Origin of the sequence: Rothia sp. HMSC066G02, assembly GCF_001813145.1 — a bacterium.
Taxonomy (GTDB): Bacteria; Actinomycetota; Actinomycetes; order Actinomycetales; family Micrococcaceae; genus Rothia.
This window is the reverse complement of sequence record NZ_KV811593.1, coordinates 319,829-345,474: the sequence shown is the minus strand read 5'-3', so window position 1 is coordinate 345,474 and position 25,646 is coordinate 319,829. Positions and strand designations below refer to the sequence as shown.

At 59.3% G+C, this 25,646-nt stretch carries 20 protein-coding genes and 1 tRNA gene; 15 read left to right on the top strand and 6 right to left on the bottom strand.

The window, feature by feature from the left end:
* Nucleotides 1-27 precede the first annotated feature (27 nt).
* The 12 genes from HMPREF2894_RS05805 (at nucleotide 28) to HMPREF2894_RS05750 (ending at nucleotide 14,695) form a co-directional block, all read left to right on the top strand.
* Nucleotides 28-1,329 carry a tyrosine recombinase gene (locus HMPREF2894_RS05805; protein ID WP_070678199.1) on the top strand — a complete coding sequence of 434 codons (1,302 nt, stop codon included), beginning with the start codon at nucleotides 28-30 and terminating at the stop codon, nucleotides 1,327-1,329.
* Nucleotides 1,330-1,423: 94 nt separating this feature from the next.
* Nucleotides 1,424-2,284: a ParA family protein gene (locus tag HMPREF2894_RS05800; RefSeq protein ID WP_049350385.1), complete on the top strand. Its 861-nt coding sequence runs from the start codon at nucleotides 1,424-1,426 to the stop codon at nucleotides 2,282-2,284.
* A 193-nt stretch (nucleotides 2,285-2,477) separates the two neighbouring features.
* Entirely contained in the window at nucleotides 2,478-3,485 is a 1,008-nt protein-coding gene (locus HMPREF2894_RS05795; protein ID WP_049350384.1) for a segregation and condensation protein A, read from the top strand.
* Complete coding sequence (gene scpB, locus HMPREF2894_RS05790) at nucleotides 3,478-4,515, top strand: SMC-Scp complex subunit ScpB (RefSeq protein ID WP_070678197.1); 1,038 nt, start codon at nucleotides 3,478-3,480, stop codon at nucleotides 4,513-4,515. Before HMPREF2894_RS05795 ends, scpB begins: the two co-directional genes overlap by 8 nt.
* 81 nt (nucleotides 4,516-4,596) lie before the next feature.
* Nucleotides 4,597-5,757, top strand: coding sequence for a pseudouridine synthase (locus HMPREF2894_RS05785; RefSeq protein ID WP_005507699.1), 1,161 nt, complete (start codon nucleotides 4,597-4,599; stop codon nucleotides 5,755-5,757).
* Between the two features lie 18 nt (nucleotides 5,758-5,775).
* Nucleotides 5,776-6,945: a prephenate dehydrogenase gene (locus tag HMPREF2894_RS05780; protein ID WP_049337512.1), complete on the top strand. Its 1,170-nt coding sequence runs from the start codon at nucleotides 5,776-5,778 to the stop codon at nucleotides 6,943-6,945.
* A 54-nt stretch (nucleotides 6,946-6,999) separates the two neighbouring features.
* On the top strand, nucleotides 7,000-7,692 hold the full coding sequence (cmk, locus tag HMPREF2894_RS09150) for a (d)CMP kinase (protein ID WP_049340800.1): 693 nt from the start codon (nucleotides 7,000-7,002) through the stop codon (nucleotides 7,690-7,692).
* Nucleotides 7,693-7,803: 111 nt separating this feature from the next.
* Complete coding sequence (gene der / locus HMPREF2894_RS05770; RefSeq protein ID WP_049340798.1) at nucleotides 7,804-9,384, top strand: ribosome biogenesis GTPase Der; 1,581 nt, start codon at nucleotides 7,804-7,806, stop codon at nucleotides 9,382-9,384.
* 240 nt (nucleotides 9,385-9,624) lie between these two features.
* Nucleotides 9,625-9,698: transfer RNA gene (locus tag HMPREF2894_RS05765), tRNA-Pro, on the top strand.
* 593 nt (nucleotides 9,699-10,291) lie between these two features.
* Complete coding sequence (locus HMPREF2894_RS05760) at nucleotides 10,292-11,929, top strand: L-lactate permease (protein ID WP_070678195.1); 1,638 nt, start codon at nucleotides 10,292-10,294, stop codon at nucleotides 11,927-11,929.
* 507 nt (nucleotides 11,930-12,436) lie between these two features.
* Nucleotides 12,437-14,059, top strand: coding sequence for an L-lactate permease (locus HMPREF2894_RS05755; protein WP_070678193.1), 1,623 nt, complete (start codon nucleotides 12,437-12,439; stop codon nucleotides 14,057-14,059).
* Nucleotides 14,060-14,305: 246 nt separating this feature from the next.
* Entirely contained in the window at nucleotides 14,306-14,695 is a 390-nt protein-coding gene (locus HMPREF2894_RS05750; RefSeq protein WP_049337517.1) for a DUF1304 domain-containing protein, read from the top strand.
* 115 nt (nucleotides 14,696-14,810) lie between these two features.
* Here the strand turns inward: HMPREF2894_RS05750 and HMPREF2894_RS05745 are convergent, their stop codons facing one another.
* Both HMPREF2894_RS05745 and HMPREF2894_RS05740 read right to left on the bottom strand, forming a co-directional pair.
* Nucleotides 14,811-15,599 carry a DNA-3-methyladenine glycosylase I gene (locus tag HMPREF2894_RS05745; protein ID WP_049337518.1) on the bottom strand — a complete coding sequence of 263 codons (789 nt, stop codon included), beginning with the start codon at nucleotides 15,597-15,599 and terminating at the stop codon, nucleotides 14,811-14,813.
* Nucleotides 15,600-15,814: 215 nt separating this feature from the next.
* Nucleotides 15,815-16,426, bottom strand: a complete 612-nt coding sequence (locus tag HMPREF2894_RS05740; RefSeq protein WP_070678191.1) for a methylated-DNA--[protein]-cysteine S-methyltransferase — start codon at nucleotides 16,424-16,426, stop codon at nucleotides 15,815-15,817.
* A gap of 337 nt (nucleotides 16,427-16,763) precedes the next feature.
* Here HMPREF2894_RS05740 and HMPREF2894_RS05735 point away from each other — a divergent pair, with 337 nt between their 5' ends.
* Nucleotides 16,764-17,348, top strand: coding sequence for a hypothetical protein (locus HMPREF2894_RS05735; RefSeq protein WP_049340782.1), 585 nt, complete (start codon nucleotides 16,764-16,766; stop codon nucleotides 17,346-17,348).
* Nucleotides 17,349-17,454: 106 nt separating this feature from the next.
* Here HMPREF2894_RS05735 and HMPREF2894_RS05730 read toward each other — a convergent pair whose 3' ends face one another.
* The 4 genes from HMPREF2894_RS05730 to HMPREF2894_RS05715 all read right to left on the bottom strand — a co-directional run bounded on the left by HMPREF2894_RS05730 (nucleotide 17,455) and on the right by HMPREF2894_RS05715 (nucleotide 22,923).
* Nucleotides 17,455-17,769: an N-acyl-D-glutamate deacylase gene (locus HMPREF2894_RS05730; RefSeq protein ID WP_246827024.1), complete on the bottom strand. Its 315-nt coding sequence runs from the start codon at nucleotides 17,767-17,769 to the stop codon at nucleotides 17,455-17,457.
* Between the two features lie 666 nt (nucleotides 17,770-18,435).
* Nucleotides 18,436-19,992 carry a glycerol kinase GlpK gene (gene glpK / locus HMPREF2894_RS05725; protein ID WP_070604565.1) on the bottom strand — a complete coding sequence of 519 codons (1,557 nt, stop codon included), beginning with the start codon at nucleotides 19,990-19,992 and terminating at the stop codon, nucleotides 18,436-18,438.
* A gap of 42 nt (nucleotides 19,993-20,034) precedes the next feature.
* On the bottom strand, nucleotides 20,035-20,832 hold the full coding sequence (locus HMPREF2894_RS05720; RefSeq protein WP_070678188.1) for an MIP/aquaporin family protein: 798 nt from the start codon (nucleotides 20,830-20,832) through the stop codon (nucleotides 20,035-20,037).
* A gap of 345 nt (nucleotides 20,833-21,177) precedes the next feature.
* A complete protein-coding gene (locus HMPREF2894_RS05715; RefSeq protein WP_049356207.1) occupies nucleotides 21,178-22,923 on the bottom strand; it encodes a glycerol-3-phosphate dehydrogenase/oxidase in 1,746 nt (581 codons plus the stop codon).
* A gap of 123 nt (nucleotides 22,924-23,046) precedes the next feature.
* Here HMPREF2894_RS05715 and HMPREF2894_RS05710 point away from each other — a divergent pair, with 123 nt between their 5' ends.
* Nucleotides 23,047-23,994 (top strand): sugar-binding transcriptional regulator, encoded by a 948-nt coding sequence (locus tag HMPREF2894_RS05710; RefSeq protein WP_049350373.1) that lies wholly within the window; start codon nucleotides 23,047-23,049, stop codon nucleotides 23,992-23,994.
* Between the two features lie 267 nt (nucleotides 23,995-24,261).
* Entirely contained in the window at nucleotides 24,262-25,638 is a 1,377-nt protein-coding gene (locus HMPREF2894_RS05705; protein ID WP_049340770.1) for a hypothetical protein, read from the top strand.
* Nucleotides 25,639-25,646 lie beyond the last annotated feature (8 nt).

Below are 25,646 nucleotides of genomic sequence, written 5' to 3'. Positions count from 1 at the left end.
ATCAACAGAACTGGCAGAGGAGATAGCGTGAAGCAGGCAAAAAGCACGGTGAGTAAGACATCCCGCGGCGCGGGTCTGCTTGGTGTGCCCTCTTCTGCCGGTTCTTCTGCCCTGGGTTTTTCCCATCAGGAGGCGCAGACCCCGCTCCAGAGAGCCATTGACCAGTACCTCATCCACCTGCGCGTGGAACGAGGAAGCAGCGAACACACCATCGCCTCCTACGCGCGCGACTTGCGACGATACAGCGCCTACATGGCGACCCTCGGCGTCATCGACCCCGAACGCATCACCACCGCGCAGGTGCGTTCCTTCATGCGGGAACTCGCCGCCCCTACCGTGCCCCTTGCTGGATTCGTTGCCGGATTCGAAGCGGGGGAGAAGAACAACCAGAACGCGCAGGAAGCTCAGGAAGCGCAGGAAGAAGCCGCGGAATCGCTGGCGCTGATGATTGCCTCTGAGTCGGGGCGAGGTACTGGAAACGGGCGCGCTGGAAACGGGCGTGCCGGGCAGCCGGAGACAGCTGGGGTGCCAGAAAAAGAAGCGCCAACCGCTGAAGGGGCACCGAACCTGCCCCTGCCCTTGGGTCCGAACTCCATCGCCCGCACCATGGCGGCAGTCCGCGGAGCACACGCCTTCTGGGTCTCCGCGCTCATTGTGCCCACCGACCCGGCGGCACCGGTCACCCCGCCCAAGAACGTTAAACGCCTACCCAAAGCAGTCAGCGTAGAAGACATCCAGCGGCTACTCGCCGTACCCGACCGCGAAACCGCAACCGGGCTACGCAACCGAGCCATCCTCGAATTCCTCTACGCCACCGGCGCACGCGTGAGCGAAATGCTCAATGCCGATATCGACGACGTGCACTTCGAAGGGACTCTCACCGATGAAGACGGCAACCAGATCACCCTGCCCGGCTACGTTCGACTCTTCGGTAAGGGAAATAAAGAACGACTCGTACCCATCGGAAGCTACGCCCAAAAAGCAATCCAAGACTACCTGGTGCGTGCCCGCCCCTCCCTCGTAGCTCACGGTAAAGGCACCGCCGCGCTCTTCGTCAACGGACGAGGCGGCAGACTCGGACGCCAAGGCGCCTGGCTCATCCTCAAAGAAGCCGCCGAAGCCGCCGGGCTCAGCTCCGACTTCTCGCCGCACTCCATGCGCCACAGTTTCGCAACGCACCTGTTGCAGGGCGGAGCCGATATTCGTGTGGTGCAGGAACTGCTCGGGCACGCCTCCATCGCGACCACGCAGGTGTACACGAAGGTCACGCCCGAGGGGCTCATGGAGGTGTACCGCATGGCGCATCCGCGTGCTCACGAGAGGGGATAAAACCCCGTCAATCCGCGGAACAGCCGCTCTTGAGGTAACCTTATAGACAACGCTTAAACTTTAAAACTTCGAATTCATTGATGAAGGTGAACCATTGACTGAAGCTCAGGCTCAAGAACTCGGCCCCACCGGTCGACCCCTGCGCGTATACCCCGACCCGGCTCCGCTGAGCAACCACGGTCCCGCCCGCATTATCTCTATGGTGAATCAGAAGGGCGGCGTGGGTAAGACCACCTCCACCATTAACCTGGGCGCGGCACTGGCAGAATGCGGCCGTAAGGTGCTGCTGGTCGACTTTGACCCGCAGGGTGCTCTCTCCGCCGGTTTCGGCGCGAACCCGCACGAACTGGACCTGACCGTCTACAACGTCATGATGGACCGCAAGGTCGACATTAAGGACGTCATCCTGCCCACCGGCGTGGAGAACATCGACCTGCTGCCCGCTAATATTGACCTCTCCGCAGCTGAAGTTCAGCTGGTCAACGAAGTGGCTCGCGAGCAGGTTCTCGCCTCGGCACTGCGCAAGGTCCGCGACGAATACGACGTCATCCTCATCGACTGCCAGCCCTCCCTGGGCCTGCTGACCGTCAACGCACTGACCGCCTCCGAAGGCGTCATCATTCCGCTGATTTGTGAGTTCTTCGCACTGCGCGCCGTCGCACTGCTGGTCGACTCCATCGAGAAGGTTCAGGACCGCCTGAACCCGAACCTCGAGATTGTTGGCGTGCTGGCTACCATGTTCGATGCGCGCACCATCCACTCCAAGGAAGTTCTGGCGCGCATCGTGGACGCATTCGGCGACAAAGTCTTCGACACCGTCATCAAGCGCACCGTGAAGTTCCCGGACGCATCGGTGTCCGCTGAGCCGATTCTCAGCTACGCCTCCAGCCACCCCGGTGCGGAAGCATACCGCCAGGTGGCACGCGAACTGATCTACAAGGGCGGCGCACGCTAAAGCCCCCACACCTTATACGCCCTCTGCTGAGGTGACTCTCACCCTTGAGTCACACCGGCAGAGGGCGTATAATTGTGTGGATTCTAAAGACCCCGCACACTGCTTACGCCGAAAAAGTAGGCGAAGCAGAAGCCGCATCTGAGACGGCACCAACAAAGCCGGGGAGAATAAACCTAAGGAGAATAGGTCGTTTATGACCACGAACGTCGCTGCCGTGAGGGTACCGACACCGAACGCAGACACCGCCGCAAACGCCCGGACTGAGGGCCGCGGCCTGCAGAACCCGGAACGCGGTTTCACCCTCACCCTCAGTAATTTTGAGGGTCCCTTTGATCTTCTACTCACCCTGATTTCGCGCCGCAAACTCGACATTACCGAGGTGGCGCTCGCAGAGGTCACCGACGAGTTCCTCGCATACCTGCACGCCCTCTACGCTGAAGGCACCGAACGTGCACTCGACGAAGCCAGCGAATTTCTGGTCACCGCCGCAACCCTGCTGGAACTCAAAACCGCACGCCTGCTCCCGCAGCATCGTGAACCCCTCGAAGAGGACGTTGCACTGCTGGAGGCACGCGACCTGCTCTTCGCCCGTCTGCTGCAATACCGCGCGTACCGTGAAGTTGCCGATATTTTTGCTGAACGCTGGGCGCAAGAATCACAGCGTTTTCCCCGTGCGGTAGCCCTCGAAGAACGATTCGCCCAGGCGCTTCCCGAGCTGGTTTTCACCGGAGGCGCTGAAGAGTTCGCCCGCATCGCCGCAGCAGCACTGAGCCGAACCCCCAAAGAACCCGAACCGGAACCCGAAGAAATCGTTGAAGAACTCAACGAGCACCTGCACGTTCCGCTCACCACCATCGCGGCTGAAGAACACTACATTCTGCACAGCCTGCTCGATACCGCGGCGCGGGAACTGAGCTTCGCCGAACTGGTTCAAGGATCCGGCGAATTAGAAATCGCGGTGGTTCGTTTTCTCGCCCTGCTCGAGCTCTACAAAGAAGGCGCCCTGCACGTAGAACAGGACGCACCGCTCGGATCTGTTCGGGTACGTGCGAGCGCGAGCGCCGCACAATTCGTAATCCGCGAAGAAACTGCAGACACCGCAGGCACACAGGATGCGCACGAAACCAGTGGAGCACTTGAGTCATCCGAAGCGAACGAATCTGAAGCTAACACGGAACCGGTAAAGGAGGATTATGAGTAATCACGGCTCACGCTTTGACCGTGAATTCACCCCCGACGACCTTGCCATCGTGAACATGGGCTACTGGGATCCGAACGCAGACGAGGATTCGGAACAGACAGACTCGGTGCCGGTAGAGGCGGAAATCTCAAAGCCTGCTGAGGCGGACGCTGAGCCGGCTGAGTACGAGGTAGCGGCAGCTCCTCTGGATGAGGTGACCGAAGACGCTGAGGTTACCGAAGATGCGGAGGAGGCTGAAGCCGCTGAAACGGTAGAGGACTCCGATGGTTCCGACATTTCCGACAGCTCTGGGGAATCGCAGGAAACTGCATCCCGCGAGTCGAAGGAATCGGTAACGAAACCGGTAGCGAAATCGGCAAAGATTCCGGCGGGAGGCCCCTCCACCGCACCCAGTGTGGCGGTCGATGCCGAAGCCGAATTCTCCAAGGTCGAGGCAATCCCCGGCGGCGTCAAAAGCGCCATCGAAGCAATCCTAGCCGTTGCCGAAGCGCCCGTGAGCGTGTGTGAACTCTCCGCCGCGCTCATCGTCAGCGAACGAGCTGTTGAGCACGCGCTCGACCAGTTGTACCGCGAGTACAACGGCGAAGAAAGCGGCTACGGAGAAGACGAAAACCGGGTGGCGCCCGAACCGCGCGGATTCCAGCTGCGGAACATCGCAGGAGGCTGGAAGCTCTACGCCCGCGACGACTTCGCCCCCTGGGTGGCACGCTTCGTGACCCGCTCCAAGAGCGCGACCCTCAGCAAGCCCGCCTACGAGACGCTCGCCGTGATTGCTTACCAGCAGCCGGTGACCAGGGCGAGGGTAGCCTCCATTCGAGGCGTAAACGCGGACGCGGCAATCCGCCAGCTGTTGCAACGGCAGCTGATTCGTGAGGTTGGTCGTGAAGCCGGAAGCGGCGCGACCCTCTACGAAACCACGGAGCTGCTGCTGGCGAAGCTCGGGTTGAACTCCCTGGAGGAACTGCCGGCGCTCGCGCCCTTCCTGCCCGATGACACGGAAGCCGCAGTGCTTGCCGAGGGCAACGACTAAGACAACGAATCAATAAGACGAAGGAACGTTCGGGAAAAGCCTGAAACGTTCGCACTATACGACAGAAAAGAGAAGAACACCATGGCATATGGAAACTCCTCCCGCGGCGGCCGCTCTGCATCCGGTCGCCCCCAGAACTCCCGCGGTGGCCGTCCCGGCGCTGCTCGTCCCGGTCAGGGCGGTAAGCCCGGCGCTAAGGGCGCATCCGCACGCGGCGGTCGTCCCGGCGCACCGAAGAGTGGCGCAGGCAAGGGCGGCGCAAAGGGCTTCGGCGAGAAGAAGTTCGGTGACAAGAAGTTTGGCGAGAAGAAGTTCGGCGCAGGCCGCGCAGGTTCCGGCCGAGGCCGCGGCACCGAACTGCCCAAGCGCGAACGCCGCGCACCGGGCCGCCCCTACCGCTCCGGCGAAGCCTTCGCAAACGAGCGCGGCGAATACCGCGTCAGCAACTACGCTGGCCCGCACCGCCCCCGCCGCCCCCGCAACGCCCCGGTAGACCACTACGAGTTCTACGACCACGACGGCGTGCGCCTGCAGAAGCTGCTGGCTCAGGCCGGTGTGGCATCCCGCCGCGTCTGCGAAGAAATGATTACCGAAGGCCGCGTCACCGTCAACGGTGAAGTCGTGACCGAGCTGGGCGTGCGCGTGGACCCCTCCAAGGTCACCGTGCAAGTGGACGGCATGACCGTTCAGACCAACGACAAGCTCGTCTACATGGCATTCAACAAGCCCGCCGGCGTGGTCTCCACCATGGAAGACCCCGAAGGTCGCCCCTGCATCTCCGACTTCCTGCGTTCCTCCATGAGCGAGCGCGTATTCCACGTGGGCCGCCTGGACGTCGAAACCGAGGGTCTGCTGCTGCTGACCAACGACGGGGAACTGGCGAACCGCCTCACCCACCCCTCCTACGAGGTGCCCAAGACCTACCTGGTGCAGGTTCCCGGCCCGATGGAGCCCGGCGTCGGCGCAGCCATGAAGAAGGGCATTCGCCTGGAAGACGGCGTGACCCGCGTTGACGAGTTCAAGCTGGTGGACTCCACCCCCGGCCACGTGCTCGTTGAGGTGACCATCCACTCCGGTAAGAACCGCATCGTGCGCCGTCTCTTCGACGCTGTCGGCTACCCGGTTGAGCGCCTGGTCCGCGTTGAGATGGGCCCGATCCGTATCGGTTCGCAGAAGCAGGGTACCGTCCGTAACCTCTCCAAGGTTGAGATCGGTCACCTGCTCGCTTCGGTGGACATGTAATAACGCTAAGGAGTTGTCATGAGCTCGCCCGCTGAGCTTTCTGCATCTGAGCTGCCCATGGACTCAACGCTGACCGGGCCGGTGCTCATTATCGGCTCGGGTCTGCTGGGTGCCTCTATTGGTTTGGGGTTGCGTGCGGCAGGATGCGAGGACGTGTACGTCCAAGATATTTCACCCACCGCCGAGGCTGTGGCGCAGGATATCGGTGCCGGTACAAGTTTCTCCACTCTGTCGGAGGAGGAGCGCACCGCCTTCGCCCCGCAGCTGGTGGTGGTGGCTGCGCCTCCGGATAGTGCCGGTGCCGTGTGCGCTCGCGCGTTGAACACCTATGCGCCTCGACCGGAGGCGGGCTACCCCGGCGCCGTGGTGACGGATGTTGCCTCGGTGAAGGTGCAGCCGCTGGCTGATGTGCTTGCCTCGGGTGCGGATGCGTCCCGTTACGTGGGTTCGCATCCGATGGCTGGACGTGAGAAGTCTGGCCCGGTGGCTGCTCGCGGTGAGCTGTTCCAGGCGCGTCCGTGGATCATCTGCGAGCACAATTCGGTTCGCCCCGAGTGTGTGCGTCTGGTGCGTTCTGTGGCGGTGGAGCTGGGCGCGATTGTGACTTCTCTGGGCGTTGAGGAGCATGATCAGACGGTTGCCCTGATTTCTCATGTGCCGCAGGCGATGAGCTCGCTGTTGGCTTCGCGTCTGCAGGACACTCCGCTGTATGCGCTGTCCCTGGCGGGTCAGGGTTTGCGCGATACGGTGCGTATCGCGGCTTCAGACCCGACGCTGTGGGTGCAGATTTTTGCGGCGAACGCTGACCCGATTGTGCAGACTCTCTACGGTGTGCGTGATGACCTGAACCGCCTCATCGCGACGCTGGAGAACCCGACGGCTTCCGGCGCTCGCCTGGATTTGGCGCAGCTGATGAGCGAAGGCAACGCGGGCGTGAGCCGTATTCCGGGTAAGCACGGTACTGCCCCCGCCGCGTTCGCAAAGATGACGGTGCTGGTGGACGACACCCCCGGCACGCTGGCTCGTTTGCTTGCCGAGATTGGTGAGTTGGGTGCGAACCTTGAGGATTTGCGTCTGGAGCACTCGACGGGTGCCCCGGTGGGTATGGCTGAAATCTCGGTCAATCCGTCTATTCATGAGGCGCTGGTCCGCGATTTGTCGGCTCGCGGTTGGCGTGTTGTGAAGTAGAGTTAAAGCTGTATTTTCCGGCATAAAGTTTGAGACGAATTTTAAGGAGTGCTGATGCACGAGAACCCTAAACTGACGATTGCTATTGACGGTCCCTCCGGTTCCGGTAAGTCGTCTGTGTCTAAGGAAGTTGCACGCCACTTTGGCCTGGCGTACCTGGATACCGGTGCAATGTACCGTGCCGCAACCTACCGTGTGCTGGAACTTGGCATTGACCTGAACGACGCTGAGGCGATCGTGAAGGCTGTCGAGGAGATGCCCCTGGTGTTCGGTACGAACATTAAGGAAGAAGAGATTCTGATGGGCTCGACCGATATCCGTGAGGAGATTCGTAGCGAGCGCATTTCTTCGGCGGTGTCTGCTGTGGCTTCGGTTCCGGCGGTTCGTGAGCACCTGATTGGCCTGCAGCGTTGGATGATTAACCACGCTATTAACGGCATGGTCGCTGAGGGTCGCGACATCACTACCGTGGTCGCTCCGGACGCTGATGCGCGCATCCTGCTGACTGCTTCTGAAGAGGTGCGCATGGCGCGCCGCGGCCTGGAGAACTCCGAGAAGTCGGGCGCTTCGGGTGACTTGAGCAAGCAGATCGCTGAGCGTGATGCGAAGGATTCGAAGGTCAATAACTTTATGAAAGCTGCCGAGGGCGTGACCCTGGTGGACAGCTCGGATCTTGATTTTAATGCGACGGTCTCTGCAGTGATTAACGCTGTGAATGACCAGTTGAAGGCGAAGCGCGCGGGCTAGGCCCCGCCGAAACGCTGGGGGAGTGGTGCATCCGCTCCCGATAAGACGTTGAGCCGCGCTCGCGTGCTGACCCTCGGGTTGGGCGTGGGGCGGGTAGAGAAAGGAATGCGCATGGCTGAGGACGCTATCCGCGACGATTACGAAGATAAGTACCTGGGCGGTGGCGAGGACGACGTTATCGAGCGCCTCGCTGAGATTGATGATGAGACCGCTGATCAGCGTGCTCAGGCTCTTCTTGAGGGTCTTGAGGACTACGACCTGGATGAAGAGGACCGCGCCCTGCTGGGTGCTTGGGGTTTCGACATTGAGGAAGAGGAAGAGCAGCTCGCTGATCCGGTAGTGGCGATTGTTGGCCGCCCGAACGTGGGTAAGTCGACCATCATTAACCGTATTCTGGGCCGCCGTGAAGCGGTGGTTGAGGATAAGCCGGGTGTGACTCGTGACCGCGTGTCCTATAAGGCTGAGTGGCTGGGTAAGAGCTTCACCCTGGTTGATACCGGTGGTTGGGAGTCTGACGCTCGCGGTATTGATGCTCAGGTTGCTGAGCAGGCTGAGATCGCTGTGGAGCAGGCCGATGTTGTGGTCCTGGTGGTGGATGCCCGCGTGGGTGTGACCGCTTCGGACGAGCAGATCGTGCGTATGCTACGCCGCGTGAAGAAGCCGATCATTCTGATTGCTAACAAGATTGACGACGCTCACCTGGAGCCGGAGATTTATAACCTCTGGTCGCTGGGTATGGGTCAGCCGTTCCCGGTGTCGGGTCTGCACGGTCGTGGCCTGGCGGATGCTCTGGACGAGATCCTTGAGGTCATGCCGGAGCACTCGCAGTTTGCTCAGCCGGAGGCGCTGGGTGGCCCGCGTCGTGTGGCTCTGGTGGGTCGCCCGAACGTGGGTAAGTCGTCGCTGCTGAATAAGCTGGCTGGTTCTGAGCGTGCCGTGGTGAACGACCTGGCTGGTACGACTCGTGACCCGATTGACGAGATTATTGAGCTGGGCGGCTACCCCTGGCGTTTCGTGGATACCGCGGGTATTCGCCGTCGTCAGCACATGGCTAAGGGTGCGGAGTTCTACTCTTCGCTGCGTACTCAGACTGCTCTGGAGCGTTCTGAGGTTGCCGTGGTGCTGCTGGATGTTTCCGAGCCGATCTCTGAGCAGGACGTGCGTATCGTGCAGACCGTGATTGATTCGGGTCGTGCGATGGTCCTGGCATTCAATAAATGGGATACCCTCGATGAGGACCGCCGCTACATGCTTGAGCGCGAGATCGAGCGCGACCTGGCGCACGTGCAGTGGGCTCCTCGCGTGAACATTTCGGCGAAGACCGGCTGGCACAAGGACAAGCTGGTGCCCGCCCTGGAGCACTCGCTGGAGTCGTGGGATTCGCGTATTCCGACCGGTCGCCTGAACGCGTTCCTGGGCGAGATTGTGGCCGCGCATCCGCACCCGCTGCGTGGTGGTAAGCAGCCGCGTATTCTCTTCGGTACTCAGGTGTCTTCGCGTCCGCCGAAGTTCGTGCTCTTTACTACCGGCTTCTTGGACCCGGGTTACCGTCGCTTCATTATGCGTCGTCTGCGTGAGACTTTTGATTTCACGGGTACTCCGATTGAGATTTCGATGCGTGTGCGTGAGCGCCGTTCCCTGGGTGAGCGTCAGAGCGCGAAGGCTAAGAAGGGCAAGAGCGGCCGCCGCTAGTAGCGGTACGTACCTGCTTGGTGCCGTGTTGCTGGGCTGGCTCCCTTGCTAGGCTTGTGCTAGGCTTGGCTCCCGCGCGCTGGATTCTGTGCGGAAAATCTGCACGAAAAATCCGTGAGGAAAAGATTTTTAAGATTTTTTCTAAAAATAGGGATTCTGGCTTGCGCGGGGGTTAAAAGCCCGGTATAGTTATTCGAGTGTTCAGGGGAAACCTTGAAAACAATATCGTGAATAACGAATCGGGTTGTGGCGCAGCTTGGTAGCGCACTTGACTGGGGGTCAAGGGGTCGCAGGTTCAAATCCTGTCAACCCGACAGATAAAGCTCCGGAAGGTTTTCCTTCCGGAGCTTTTTTGTATGCCGTTTAGGGGTTTGCGGGGATTGATGGTGCGGAGCTGGGGTGTGTCGGTTTGATTGTTCCCGCGGCGCTGCGTGCTCTGGTTGGCTTTGGTGGGCCCTTGTTCCCTTGTAATAGCGGGGGAGGGAGGTTGGGTAAGCCCTCAATCCGGGGTGGGCTTTAGGTTAGGTTGCAATTATGAGCTTGAATCTAAATGTTGGAATATGCCCGATTTTGTGGGTGATGGGTGGTACATTGGGTACACAAGGAATCGCGTTTTAGCGGTCAGAAATTTTAGCTTTGGCACTGAATTTCCCTTGACAAATCAAGGAATATTTAGGTTTCTGTGACTAAAACACGACTTCATACACACTGAATTTCATAGCCGCAAAACCAACACGAACCCAAGTGAAGGCATATATCCCCAGAGGATAGCGCCCATAACGCATAAAACAGCTAGGTGCACGCACCTGCAACACACGGCACACACGCCGCCACAAGCGTCGCTGGGAAGGTTTTACGGCACAACTCGATCCCGCCCCCGTGGGCGTGGAAAGGAACGCAATAAACCATGTGGCAGCAAGTCTACGACCCGCTGAACTCGAGCGCGCTCTCCGCACTTGTAGCAGCAGTCCCGATTATTTTCTTCCTTCTGGGCCTCACCGTCCTGAAGCTCAGCGGTATTAAATCTGCCGTTATCTCCCTCGTTCTAGCTCTCCTCATCGGTTGCGCTATCTTCGGTATGCCCGTCACTGCAGGTGCCGGCTCCATCCTCTACGGTTTCCTCTCGGGCATGTGGCCCATCGGCTGGATCGTTCTCATGGCAGTGTGGCTCTACCGCATTTCCGTGCGTTCCGGCGGCTTCGAAATCGTTCGTTCCTCCATCTCCTCCATCTCTACCGACCAGCGCATCCAGATGCTGCTGATTGCATTCTGCTTCGGTGGCTTCCTCGAAGGTGCTGCAGGCTTCGGTATCCCGATCGCTATCTGTGCTGCGTTGCTCGTGTCCCTGGGCTTCAACCCGCTCAAGGCCGCAATGTTCGCACTGATTGCTAACGTGAGCTCCGGCGCATACGGCGCTATCGGCATCCCCGTGACCACCGCTGCAACCCGCGGTGGCGTGGACTTGCACGCACTGTCCATCGAAATGGTCCTGGTTATCCAGATCATGGCAGCGCTCATCCCCGTACTGCTCGTTGCTATTCAGGATGGCATCCGCGGTATCCGCGAGGTCGGTCTGGTAGCTCTCATGGTTGGCGTTATCTACTCCGGCGGCCAGTCCGTTCTGCTCGCAACCCTGGGTAACCCCGAGCTCGTTGACATCATCCCGCCGCTGCTGGCACTGGTCGCTCTGGCACTGGTCATGCAGAAGTGGCAGCCCAAGCACATCTTCCGCGAGCCCACCGCTCCCTCCCTGGAAGAAGTCCAGGCGCAGCAGAGCGTCAAGCACACCGGTGGCGAAATCCTCAAGGCTTGGAGCCCCTTCGTCTACCTGTCCGTCGTGATTCTGCTCTGGTCCACCGTTCTGAAGCCCCTCTTCGCTGCTAAGGGCGCGCTCGGCTTCACCAACATCTCCTTCCCCCTGCCCTGGCTGCACCAGAGCATCTCGCAGGCGGCACCGATTGTTGCAACCCCCAAGCCTATCGACGTGACCTACACCTGGAACATTGTGGGCGCATCCGGTACCGCAATTCTGGTGGCTACCATCATCACCATCCTGACCTCCTCCATCAGCTGGGGTGAGGCTATCGAGGAGCTCGGCGGCACCTGGAAGCAGCTGCAGACCCCGATCCTCATGATCTGCCTGGTCATGTCCGTTGCTAACGTCATGAACTACGCAGGTATGATTACCTCTATCGCGCTGGCTGTTGCCGCTGTGGGCGCAATCTTCCCGCTGCTGTCCCCGATCATCGGTTGGATTGGCGTGTTCGTGACCGGCTCCGTGGTGAACAACAACATCCTCTTCGCTGGCCTGCAGGCTACCACCGCACAGCAGATTGGCGTCAGCCAGACCCTGCTGGTTGCATCTAACACCGCCGGTGGTGTGATGGCGAAGATTGTTTCCCCGCAGTCCATCGCAATTGCAGCTGCTGCAGTGAACAGCTCCGGCGAGGAATCCAAGATTACCTCCATGGCGATCAAGTACAGTGCAGCACTGCTGGCTATCACCTGTGTTTGGGTTTACGTCCTGTCCCTGGTCGGCCTGTAAATAGCGTGAGTACCTGATGCGTGTAACCTACCTTCTCTGAAAGGTGAGGTACCCGCGACACGGTTTAGCAAAAGCCCCCTTCTTTTGTAGGAGGGGGCTTTTACGTTATCTGGGCTTGTTAGGGGGCATGTGGTGGGATGCCTAGCTGATGGCTCGAGGGGGGGCGGTTAGGGGCGAATACCGGGGAGTGTAAATATGCACATAAATATCGTTTGTGCACACTTAAGGTTATCCTATCCTGAACTCATGAGGGAGACCTGATAGCTTAGACAGATAAAGTCATGAGCACCTAGTTAGCGGGAATAATCCCGCTTTCTTTCAGTTAAAACCAGGGAACAACTTCAACCCCTGGGAACTGATGACCATAACGCTTCACCGATGGGTCACTCCGCCACATAGCGGAGGAACCCATCGGTTTTATGCGGCCTAGCGCTTCCATACAGCACAGGAGCCGTATCGGAAGAAGCAACCGCAACAAACGCACAGACCGAAAGGAACACCCGCCCTATGTGGCAGCAAACCTACGACCCGCTGAACTCACCGGTGCTCTCCGTACTGGTCGCAGCAGTACCCATCATCCTCTTCCTGCTGGGCCTGACCGTCCTGAAACTCAGTGGCCTCAAGTCAGCACTGCTGACCCTCGGCACCACCCTCATCATCGGCTGCGCCGTCTTCGGCCTGCCCATCACCGCAGGTGCCGGCTCCATCCTCTCCGGCTTCCTCTCGGGCATGTGGCCCATCGGCTGGATTGTGCTGATGGCTGTGTGGCTTTACCGCATCGCCGTGCGCGCCGGTAACTTCGATATCGTGCGCTCCTCCGTCTCCTCCATCTCAAACGACCAGCGCATCCAGGTGCTGCTGATTGCCTTCTGCTTCGGCGGCTTCATCGAAGGCGCGGCAGGCTTCGGCATCCCGATCGCTATCTCTGCTGCACTGCTGGTATCTCTGGGTTTCAACCCCCTCAAGGCATCCATGCTGGCGCTGGTAGCCAACGCCGCGTCCGGCGCATACGGTGCTATCGGTATCCCCGTGACCACCGCAGCTAAGGTCGGCGGCCTGGACACCGCACACCTGTCCGCAGGCATGGTACCGGTACTGCAGATTTTCGTGGCAATCGTGCCGGTGCTGATGATCGCAATCCAGGACGGTATGCGCGGCATCCGCGAAGTCGGTCTCGTAGCGCTCATGACCGGCGTGATCTTCTCCGGCGGTCAGGCAGCTATCCTGATACTGCTCGGCTCGCCCGAACTGGTCGACATCATCCCGCCGCTGCTGTCCCTGGTAGCGCTGGCACTCGTCATGCGTTCCTGGCAGCCCAAGCACATTTACCGTGAACCTACCGCTCCCAGCCTCGAAGAAGTTCAGGCGCAGCAGGGCGTCAAGCACACCGGCGCTGAGATCGTTAAGGCGTGGAGCCCCTTCATCTTCCTCTCCGCAACCATCCTGCTCTGGTCCACCGCACTGAAGCCGATCTTCGCAACCAACGGCCTGCTCGGCGCCGCAACCCTGGCGTTCCCCATCCCCGGCATTCACGAAGCCATCACCACCGGTGCCGGCAAGACCGTGACCGCGATGTTCTCCTGGAACACCCTGGGCGCATCCGGCACCGCAATTCTGGTGGCGGCACTCATCACCATCCTGACCTCGAAGATCAGCTGGGGCGAAGCCTTTGAAGAACTCGGCGGTACCTGGAACCAGCTGAAGATGCCGATCCTCATGATCTGCCTGGTCATGTCCGTCGCAAACGTCATGAACTATGCCGGTATGACCACCTCCATTGCGCTCGCGCTCGCGGCAGCCGGCCCGGTCTTCCCGTTGCTGTCCCCGATTATCGGTTGGATTGGCGTGTTCGTGACCGGCTCCGTGACGAACGCTAACGTGCTCTTCGCGGGTCTGCAGTCCACCACCGCAGCCCAGATTGCTGTTGACCCGACCCTGCTCGTGGCCGCAAACACCGCCGGTGGCGTGATGGGCAAGATCGTCTCCCCGCAGTCCATCGCGATTGCGGCGGCGGCTGTGAACAGTGCCGGCGAGGAATCGAAGATTACCTCCATGTCCATTAAGTACAGCGCTATTCTGCTGGGCCTGGTCTGCGTCTGGTCCTTTGCTCTCTCACTCATGATGGGCTAAAGGCCAATACCGGATTCGGCGTAACCCCGCGTAAGAAACCCCTCGATGAGAACCCTGCAATTTTCTCTGCAGACGACGAATCGAGGGGTTCTACGCATATTCAGGGAAGTTCCGATAAGCCCGGAAGAAGCGTAGAATTACTTCTTGTGCTTGCTCCCGCATGATTCTGAACATCACCACAGGTTGTGCTCCAGAATAAAGAACGGGCAGGTGCCTCATAGAACACCTACTGCTTAAGGAGAAATAATGCAGGCACTCGCAACGGTCACCACCGTTTTTGCCTTCGTAGCAATCGCTATTCACGTGTACATCTGGATCATCGAATCCTTCCTCTGGACTAAGCCCAAGGGCCGCGAAACCTTCGGCATGACCGAAGAATTCGCCGAATCCACCAAGGAGATGGCAGCAAACCAGGGCCTGTACAACCTGATGCTCGCCTGGATTGCCGCAACCGGTCTACTTGCCTTCTGGTTCGGCTCCCCGCAGGTCGGCGTGGCACTCATGTTCGCAGGCCTGGGCTCTATGGCAATCGCAGGTATCTACCTGTTCCTCACCTCCCCGGCAAAGCGCAAGCCCGCGCTAATCCAGCTGACCCCGCCGCTGCTGTCCCTGATTTTCCTCTTTGTAACGATCTAATCCTGTGACGATCTAATTCAGAGCGGAACCTCTCAACGTATAGAAGCCGCGTGCTTACTTTAACGAAGTAACACGCGGCTTTTCTACGCCCTTGGAGGCGAGCACGCCAAGCGAGTTAGGCAAAGAGCCCCGAACAGCCTCGCCGATGCGAGTCCACCAGGTGCGCATCCACCATACCGACCGCGCACATGAGCGCATAAGCGGTCACCGGACCCAAGAACACGCCTCCTAGAGTTTTAAAAGATTTGGCAAGAAGCGCGGACTCAGGGGTATCGGTGGGAATATCGTTCTGGGTGAGCGGTGCGATAGTCTCGCTCGGCGCAAAGGACCACAGCCACGCCGGCAGCCCACCCGGTACATGCGTGCCGTCGGATAGGGTGCGCTCGCGCATCCGTTCCAGATCCTCGAAGCTCAGGGTGCGAACCCGACGGCGGCGAGTGTCTGCCGCCTCGCTGCTATCCTCTTTGGCCGGGGTAGAAGAGGGCGCGATAAGGGGAAGACGAATATCCTCCGTGGAGGCGTCACGGGGCGTTGCGGCAAGCTCGCGCATCCGCAGGGTCAGCCGTGCATTGGAGATGACCGCGCGAATCTTCCTCTCGTTACGGATAATGTCTTCATTCTGGAGGAGCCGCGCAACATCATGGTCGGTGAACGCAGCCACGCGTTCGGGGTCGAAACCCTCGAAAACGCGGCGGAATGCCTCTCGGCGGGCAAGAATCGTGCGCCACGAGAGCCCCACCTGAAAAGCCTCGAGGCTCAGGGCTTCGAAGAGTCCTCGTTCATCGGTGACGGGCATGCCCCATTCGGTGTCGTAGTAGTCGCGCAGAAGCTCATCGGTCACCCACGTGGGGTAGCTCGGGGCGTTTTCGAGGGGGTCGGCGGGAATAGTAGGTTGCGAGGTCACGGTTTCTCCTCTCTGAGAGTGCTGAGCTCATCCGAGTATTTCGGAAGCATGTTCTACTTAAACAGTAGCTCTAGCGTGAGTAAATCGCAAGTATATTCGATTATGTGTCGTGATGCAGAGCAACGAAACCGAAAATAGGTACGACAAAGGGCGGAGCCCGCATCCGACGCACGCTCCGCCCTCTGACAAGTCTCAATCACCGCCGGGTGACATCGCTAGAAGAGCCGCGCCTCCCGCACCTCTTCCGGCTCCTCCAGATTGAGAAGGAACTGCTTACGTTCAACCCCGCCAGCGTAGCCAGTCAAACTACCATCAGCACCAATAACGCGGTGACACGGAATCATAATAGAAACCTTATTGCGGCCGACCGCCTGACCCACCGCCTGCGCCGGAGCACCGGGACCAACCGCACGCGAAATCTCACCGTAAGTGGTGGTGTACCCGGCAGGAACAGTCTTCAGATGCTCCCATACAATCAGCTGAAAATCGGTGCCCTCAGGATCTAGGGGCAACGTAAAAGAAGTGCGCTTGCGCTCAAAGTACTCGGAGAGCTCCACCTCAGCGCGGGACAGCAGCTGCGCCGCAGCATACTCATCGGCTGGCTCTTCACCTTCTGCAGCGCCGTGCTCCCGTAGGTAGGTGACGGGATTCTCGATTAGTTCACCGAGCTCATGGGGGAGCGGAAAATGCGCCTGATCCTCGTACCAGATGCCCACAATCGCATCCGCACGGGCGGCAAGGTAGAGCACGCCGACGGGGCTCGAATAGCGAGTGTACCAGCGCGCGAGCGCTTCCGGCGGCTGCGGCGAATCGGTCGCTTTGGTCATGCTCTTCCTCGTTGGCTCGTAGGCGTGTATTGCAGATGGTATTAGAGGTAAATATCCCTTTCAACCATCATAGGGGAGGGGCACCTCCGTACCGTACCCGTAGCGGGTTTTGTCTATAACTGACCGCTATATATGAGATGTATGCACCGCCGTTGAAACATCTCAGGATGCCCGGTCAATTTTGTCTGAGCCCCAAGAGCTGGCATTCTGTGAAGTACACACCGATACACCGCAATTCAATACTCCGGCTTCTCCACCCCGCACCGGGTGGGGGATGACCTGTGTTTCTCGTACCCCAACGTTGGGTTCAACGACGACTGAAATTGCAAGGAGAAACATGGAAGACCTGAAAGACCTCCGCCGGGAACTCAAGGAAAACCCGGAGAGTCGAGAGCTCAATAACCGTTACGCGCAGGCGTGCCTCAACATCGCGAAAGAATACACCGTTATGTCCCAGGGGCATATCTTTATTTGCTCGCCCTCAGATTTTGAAGCCGTACAGTACGTCATGGCCAAAATCCCTGACGCTTCGCTTCTAGACGGCGAAACTCTGGAGGAATACAAACGCCTGGACAGAGCCGTTACCCAAGCTCGTATAAATAGAGGTAGGCCCGGTAGCATGATGGGCATTTACTATGCCCTCATCCTTTTTATAGTGATGCCCATAATGGCGGTACCAATCATTGCGCTGTGGGAACTCAGCGCGGGGAGCACCTCAGACCACACCCGCAACCCGAGCTTCCTCATTTACCTGATTCCGGTCGCTCTCATTACCGCTGCGCTCCTCTGGGTTGGGTGGCTTGTTGAACGAATCCCCGGCTGGAAATATAACGCTCTGATAGTCCAGGAGAATAAAAAGGCAGAACTAGCCAGAGCCGAAGCTGAAGCGCGTCAAAGTACTGACCCGACCGCTGAGAAATAATCTTGAGTGCAGGGCCGGCCTCTGCCCCTGACCATAACGTAAATGTGCCGCCTCACCGGTATTGGTGAGGCGGCACATTTATGCTGTCTAGGGGATAAGAAGCTCGCTACTTAGCGGCTACTCCATCAGCGTTGCCCTCCGTGTGGTGCAGATGCGGCAGGTGAGTCGAGTGCAGGTCGTGACCGAGCACATCGTGCGTATCCGGGTCCTCGTTCGGGAGCACGTGCGAGTACTTGGAGTAGTAGCGGTACAGTGCGTAGGCGCCAATCACAGTCAGTACGATAGCAACGCCCAGAGCCCACGGTACAGCTGCGGGAGAATACATGACAGAGAAGAGCACCAACAGCCAGGAGAGAGCAGCTGCAAGAACCGAAACGTTCATAGCAATAATTGCAAGCTTGCGGCGACGGACATCAACCATAATCGGTGCGGGAAACCCGCTCCCTCCTTCCAACGGAGCCTCTCTCCGTTCTCACGACCACCGGAAGGTGCCAGATGCATAACCAACCGCCATCTTCGGCGACCAGAATAGAATCAATAAGCCTATATATCTATGATACGGCGCTTGAAGTGGACATCAAAGGCAAACAAACGCTGTTAGACCAACCCCACACAACATGTAAACGGGTATCTCAACAAGGGGCATAAAACCAGTGATTTTTACAGCGAGAACTGCAACACGAAAAGCGAACCCCACTCATCGTTAATGCAGAGAACCCAGTAACAAGAGATAAAAGTCCGTCCGCCGCAGTACGTGAAGCACCGTGGCGGACGGGAACGTAAATAAAGTATCAGCGCGAACCGTCAATTCCTGTCAGGACAGCGCATGAATATGTCGCGTACGCGTCCTGTGCGGTACTGACACCTCACGAACAACACCGCGCCAGGTGATCGGCGGAAGATACCAAATTTACAAAAACCAACGGTACCCTAGCACTAATTTTTGTAGAAATTACGCCGCAATAAACGCTGAATTGAGCGTCATAAAACAGCGAAAAGCCCCGGCTGCTTCAACCCCATAGCGGGGGAGAAGCAACCGGGGCTTCGCTAGTACGCGGGCCGTGCCGTCAGGCAACGGGTGCTGCGATTAGGCGGTCGGAACGTCCTCGTCAACCCACTCGAGGGTGCGGGAGACAGCCTTCTTCCACAGGCGGTACTGGCGGTCAACCTCTGCGGGCTCCATGGAGGGCAGCCAGCGCTTGTCCTCAGCCCAGTTGTCCACAACGTCCTGCTTGCCGCTCCAGAAACCAACAGCGATACCTGCAGCGTATGCTGCGCCCAGAGCGGTGGTCTCAACAACCTTCGGGCGGATTACGGGAACGCCGAGGATGTCAGCCTGGAACTGCATGAGGAACTCGTTAGCGGTCATGCCGCCGTCCACGCGCAACTCGGAGAGCTCAACACCGGAGTCAGCGTTCATTGCGTCCAGAACCTCGCGGGTCTGGAATGCGGTTGCTTCCAGTGCCGCACGCACGATGTGTGCACGGTTCACGTAGCGGGTCAGACCAACGATGACGCCGCGAGCGTCGGAACGCCAGTGCGGTGCGAACAGGCCGGAGAATGCGGGAACAACGTAGCAGCCACCGGAGTCCTTGACGGAGGTAGCCAGTTCCTCAGACTCTGCAGCGTGCTCAATCATGCGCAGGTTGTCGCGCAGCCACTGGATTAGGGAGCCGCTCATTGCGACCGAGCCTTCCAGAGCATAGACGGGAGCAGCGTCGCCAATCTTGTATGCGACGGTGGTCAGCAGACCGTTGTTGGAGAAGACGGGCTCGTTGCCGGTGTTCATGAGCATGAAGTTACCGGTACCGTAGGTGTTCTTCGCCATGCCCTTCTCGAAGCAAGCCTGACCGAAGGTTGCAGCCTGCTGGTCGCCCAGGATACCCGCGATGGGGGTGCCTGCGAGCAGACCGGTTGCGCGGCCGAAGCCGTACACCTCGGAGGAGGACTTGATTTCGGGCAGCATGCTCATGGGGATGCCCATGTCTGCAGCGATCTGCGGATCCCATTCGAGGGTGCGGATGTTCATCAGCAGGGTACGGGATGCGTTGGTTACGTCGGTGACGTGAACGCCGCCGTCAACACCACCGGTCAGGTTCCAGACCAGCCAGGTGTCGGTGTTGCCGAAGAGCAGGTCGCCGCGTTCTGCGCGCTCGCGTGCGCCTTCAACGTTGTCCAGGATCCACTTGATCTTGGGGCCGGAGAAGTAGGTAGAGAGGTTCAGGCCGACGATGTCGTGGTACTTGCCAACGCCCTCTTCGCCTGCGAGCTCTTCAACGATTTCCTGGGTGCGGGTGTCCTGCCAGACGATTGCGTTGTAGACGGGCTCACCGGTGTTCTTGTCCCACACGACGGTGGTTTCACGCTGGTTGGTGATGCCGACTGCAGCGATTTCGTGGTGGTTGACTTCGCCGTTTGCCATAGCCATTGCTACGACCTTACGGACGTTCTGCCAAATCTCGGTTGCGTTGTGCTCGACCCAGCCGGCCTTGGGGAAGATCTGCTCGTGCTCGAGCTGGCCCTGAGCCACGTTCTCGCCCGCCTTGTTGAACAGGATCGCGCGGGAGCTGGTGGTGCCCTGGTCGATGGAGAGGATGTACTTGCGTTCGACGTTGAGGGTTGCGGAGTGCAGAGAAGTCGTCATTGATTTTTCCTTAGAACAAAAGAACGGGGGTATTAGAGAGGTTTAGAGGGGCAGAACTGCCGGAACGATCAGGCCTGCGAGGATAGCGCCGATGATTGGGCCAACAACCGGAACCCATGCGTAAGACCAGTTGGAGCCGGTCTTACCGGGGATGGGCAGGAAGGTGTAGGCGATACGGGGGCCGAGGTCACGTGCGGGGTTGATAGCGGAACCGGTTGCGCCACCGAGGTTCATACTGATGGATACAACGACCAGGGCAACAGCCAGGGGGCCGAGCTCGCTGGGGGTCTTACCGGATGCGATGATCCAGCCAATCAGGACGAAGGTGCCGATAATCTCGGTGAGCAAGTTCCAGCCGTAGGACTTGATGGCGGGGCCGGTTGCGAAGATGCCGAGGCGGTCGCCCGGGTCCTCATCGAAGTGCTTCTTGTAGGTGAGGTACGCTCCGGTTGCGCCGGCCATTGCGCCGAGCATCTGAGCGATGATGTACAGGGCGATGTTGCCTGCGGTTGCGGGAACACCGGTTGCCAGGTCGCGGCCTGCGGTTGCCAGGCCGACGGTCACTGCGGGGTTCAGGTGTGCACCGGAATGGAAGGAGAGGTACACGGCGGTGAACACTGCCAGACCCCATCCGAAGGTGATAACACCCCAGCCTGCGTCCTTAGCGTAGGACTTCTTGAGGGTCACTGCGGCGCATACGCCGGCACCGAGCAGAATCAGGATGAAGGTACCGAAGAACTCGGAAGCGAAGATTCCGAGGGTGGTGGGGGCGCCGGATGCATCCACGAGAGCGGAAGAGCCGGCTGCAAGTACAGTTCCTGCGGAAGCAAGAAGAGACATTGATGCTCCTTGAAGACGAAGCGTCTGGAAGGCAAGCGAACCTTTGCTTGCGTGTTCCCGTGCGTCCTCACCGCACGGGCGGATCGGGGCACAACGCTGTGCTGAAATGTGTAGCGGTTGCTACGAAAATTTGATAGATGTTTCTGGTTGAGAAGCAGATCGTACCAGTGGGTTAACCCTGTATTTAGCTCGCTGCTTCTTATGCATGGGATTATCGTAAACGGTTATTTAACCTCTCGTCCACCCCTCACCGAAAATATGAGATAACCCATGCTCGGTGAGGGGTGAACGGTCGGTTCGTACCAAATAATCGGTTACGAAAGGTATGTGTGGAATCTTTAAGGATTAGAGCTTCACACGAGGTGCCACGGGGGTGACAGCCTCAATCTTTGCCGATGCCTCAGCGTCGGTGGAGGTGGACTCCGCCTCGCGGATAGCCTGCACGCGTGCGGCGTAGAGGTCGCGCTCTTCCTTGACCTTCTTGTCGTCCCAGCCGAGCTCGGCACGCATGATGTCGAGGATTTCGTCTGCTGCTGCCAGGCCGCGGTCGCGCTGCTCGAGGTCGAGGCGTACGCGGCGGACCAGAACGTCCTCCAGGTGCAGTGCACCTTCGTAGCGGACAGCGAAGACGACGTCTGCACGCAGGAACTGGGGTGCCTTAGCCAGGGGAGCACCGAGGGACGGGTCAGCGTCGATGAGAGCGCCGAGGTCCTCAATCTGCGCGCCGTAACGCTCGAGCAGGTGGGTGATACGGTCCTCATCCCAGCCGTAACGCTCTGCGTAGCGTGCACGGTTAGCAGCGATTGCGTGGTAGCCGTCTGCACCGACCAGGCCGATGTTGGCGGTCACGGAGGGGTTCTGCTTAGCCTGCTCGCCCAGCGCGAAGTCGACAGCGTCGGCAGCCATGACACGGTAGGTGGTGAGCTTGCCGCCTGCGATTGCGCTCATGCCGGGTGCAACCTCGGTCACGGTGTGCTCGCGGGAAACCTTGGTGGATGCTGCGCCGTCCTTTACCTTGGGCTGCAGCAGCGGGCGCAGGCCGGTGTAGGTGCCGATGATGTCTTCGCGGGTCAGCGGGTTAGCGATCAGCTTGTTCGCCTGCATCAGGACGTAGTCGATGTCCTTGCTGGTTGCGACGGGGCGCTCGCGGTCCTCGGTGTAGGGGGTGTCGGTGGTACCGATGATCCAGTAACGCTGCCAGGGGATGATGAAGAGAACAGACTTTTCGGTCTTGGTGAAGATACCGCTGGTTGCGTTGATGCGGTCGCGAGGAACCACGATGTGGATACCCTTGGATGCGAGAACCTCCAGGCCTGCATCGGGGTTAGCCAGGGACTCGGACTCTTCGGTCCACACACCGGTTGCGTTGATGATGTGCTTTGCGCGTACGTTCAGGCGCTCGCCGGTCTCCAAGTCTGCCAGCTCTGCGCCGATGACGCGGCCGGATGCATCCTTGGTGAAGCCGACAACCTGGGTGCGGGATGCAGCCAGTGCGCCGTAGCCTGCAGCGGTGCGGACGACGTCGATGACGAGGCGTGCGTCGTCAACGCGTGCATCGTAGAACTGGATTGCGCCGCTGAATGCGGAGTCCTTGATGTCGGGGAAGACGGCCTTGGTGCCGGTCTTGGTGAAGTGACGCTGGGAGGGGACGCCCTTGTTGCCGCGGGAACCGAGGAATGCGAGGGTGTCGTACATGCCGATGCCGATTGCGGAGTATGCGCGCTCGATGACGGGCATCTTCAGGGGCCACAGGAAGGGCTGTGCGTGCACCAGGTGGGGTGCGATCTTGTTCAGCAGCAGGCCGCGCTCGGTCAGTGCTTCGGTCACGAGCTTGAAGTCGAGGTTGTAGAGGTAGCGCAGGCCGCCGTGAACAAGCTTGGAGGACCATGCGCTGGTGCCTGCAGCCCAGTCGCCTGCTTCGACGATACCGGTGCGCAGACCGCGGGTTGCTGCGTCGAGGGCAATGCCTGCACCGGTGATGCCGCCGCCGACGACCAAGATGTCGAGTTCTTCGTTGACCATGCTCTTGAGCGCCTTGGCGCGGGACTCGGCGGTCAGCTGAGACTGCTGTGCAATGTGCTGGGAGCTCATGTACTGCTCTTTCCTGTATTGCCGCTTGTGCGGCGTGGGGGTTTCATCTTGCATTTAGTAAAACCCAATGGTGAAATAATAACCAAGCAGTATGAACGGATTTTCACTGGGGGTCTGTGGCAGATGAACGAACGCGCTAACCATACCTACGAGGCAGCGCAGCTTTACTACATTCACAACATGACGATGGACGCTATCGCGGCCCGTCTGGGGGTCTCTCGAGCCACTGTGTCACGTCTGCTTAAAAGTGCTCGTGAAAGCGGCATGGTGCAGATCCGTCTAGATGATTCCTTCCGTGCCCGCAGCGAGCTTGAGCGCCGCATCGGTGAGCGCTATAAGGTGCGCGTTACTCTCGTGAATGTCCGTTCGGATGCTACCCCCATTGCCCGTATGAGTCAGGTATCCCGTACCGCGGCGGCTCTCCTTGATTCCCTGATTGATAATGGAACGAGCCTGGGTGTGGCGTGGGGTTCAACGATGACTGAGATTTCTCGTCATCTGCCGCGTCGTCCTCTGAAAGGCGTGACTGTCGTGCAGATGAACGGCGCCGGTAATGCGCACCATTCGGGTATTCCGTACTTGGGTTCCTTGCTGGGGCAGTTGGTGAATGCCTATGATGCGCAGACTATCCATTTTCCGGTTCCCGCGTTCTTTGACTATGCGGACACCAAGACCGCCATGTGGCGTGAGCGTAGCGTGCAGAAGAATCTGCATGCCCAGCAGAATGTTGACCTCGCTATTTTTGGCGTGGGTGCTTTTGGTGGACCTATCCCTTCTCACGTGTATTCGGGTGGCTATTTTGAGGCGCAGGAGCAGCGTCAGCTGCGTGAGCTGGGCGTTGTGGGGGATATGTGTACGATTCTTCTGCGTGAGGACGGCTCCTGGGCTGATTTGGAGCTGAATAAGCGTGCATCCGGTCCGACTCCGAAGGAGCTGGCTCGTATTCCGCGCCGTATTTGCGTCGCGTCCGGTACTCACCGTGTGCGTGCTTTGCGTGGTGCGTTGCGTACGGGTGCGATTACTGACTTGGTTCTTGATGATGCTCTGGCAAAGGCGCTCATGGAGAAATAGCTAAAAATAATCGCCGCGGGCATGAGGGCCCGTGAGTATGAAGGTCCGTGGTGATGGGTTAAAGGGGCACCTTGATCTGAAAGGGTAGTGCTGAGGGGTTTCCTGGTGAAGCTCTCAAGTGTCGCCTGAACAATGTTTCAAGGTGCCCTTTAGTGTCGTCAAAAACTGCTTTCTGACCCTACAATGTGAAACGTTTGCGCATGTGAAAGCGCATATTTGTGCACTCCATTGAAGGCGTGCGCCACTCACCGTTAGAAAGAACCAACCATGACCCCCACCTATAACGCCCAGGTGAATCCGCACCTGGGCGCACCCGGCATTACCACCATGCACGGTGATGCCCAGTCTTCCGATGCTACTCCTCTTGCCGGTCCCGGCGCAGGCAATTGGAAGATTACCGGCACGAAGCTCGGCGGCGCCTGCCCGACAATCCTTGCCGGACGCGACGGCTTCATTCAGGTGCTCTGCACCCAGGTCTTCGCCCACGGCGAGTTCATCACCCCGAAGCTCTCTATCCTTGACCCGCATACCGGCCGCGAGCTCTCCCACTTGGACATCCCGAAGGGCGCACTGCTCGGTGGCGTGTACGCTTACCTTGACGCGCAGGACCGCATGGTTCTGGTGGATGGCTCTCAGTGCCTGCTGCGACTCTCCCACTCTGCTGACGGACGCAGCATCCGAGTTGATGAGCGTATTGACCTGAGCCGCATGCTCGCCCAGAGCGCCAATGACGCTGTGGTTGGTCTGGTACCCGACTGGTCCGGTCGCATTTGGGTTGCGACGAAGAACGGCTACATTGCGGTGATTGATTCTGCTCGCGGCACGATTCGCTCGATGCGCCTGAATAAGGCGTCGATTGCGGGTGAGCGTATTGATAACTCGATTTCGGCGTGCCCGCAGGGCGTGAGCGTGGTGACTTCCCACGCTATTTATATGCTGAACGCTACCGCAACCGGTGCGCCCACCCTCAAGTGGTGGCATGCCTACGACCGCGGTAGCGCCCGCAAGCCCGGTAAGCTCGCGTGGGGTTCGGGTGCCTCCCCGACGTTCTTTGGCCCGAACGGTTCGGATTACGTGATGCTGACCGATAACTCTGATATTCAGGAGTCGGTCATTGTGTACCGCACCGATAACGGTGCGAAGGTCGGTAGCGCCGGCCTGTTTACTGCCGGTACCTCTGGCACTGAGAATTCTATGATCGGTGTGGGTAACACGATGGTCGGTGCAAGCACCTACGGCTACCCTTACCCGAAGTACCCGGAGGGTGCCGGTCCGTCGGTTCCTGCGAATGCGCTTTTTGCTCCCGGCATGGAGCGTTGGGATATTACCGACCGCGGTCTGCGTAAGATTTGGGACCGTAAGGACGTGTACTCTTCGGCTGTTCCTCGCTATTCCACCGCTGACGGTCTGATTTACACCTGTGAGCGTCGCCGCGGCCCGGCTGGTTTGGCGAATGGCGCCTACGCCTGGGCAGTCGCGCTGGACATGGAAACCGGTAAGACGATGCACGAGCAGCGCCTGCCTCAGCATGTGAGCCTGCTGCTTGGCGGTGGTGACACCCTGCAGATGGTGGGCACGATTGACCGTTACGGCACCTGGTGGCAGGGCACGATTAGCGGCGTGTACCGTATCGCGAAGGCTTAGGGGAGTAG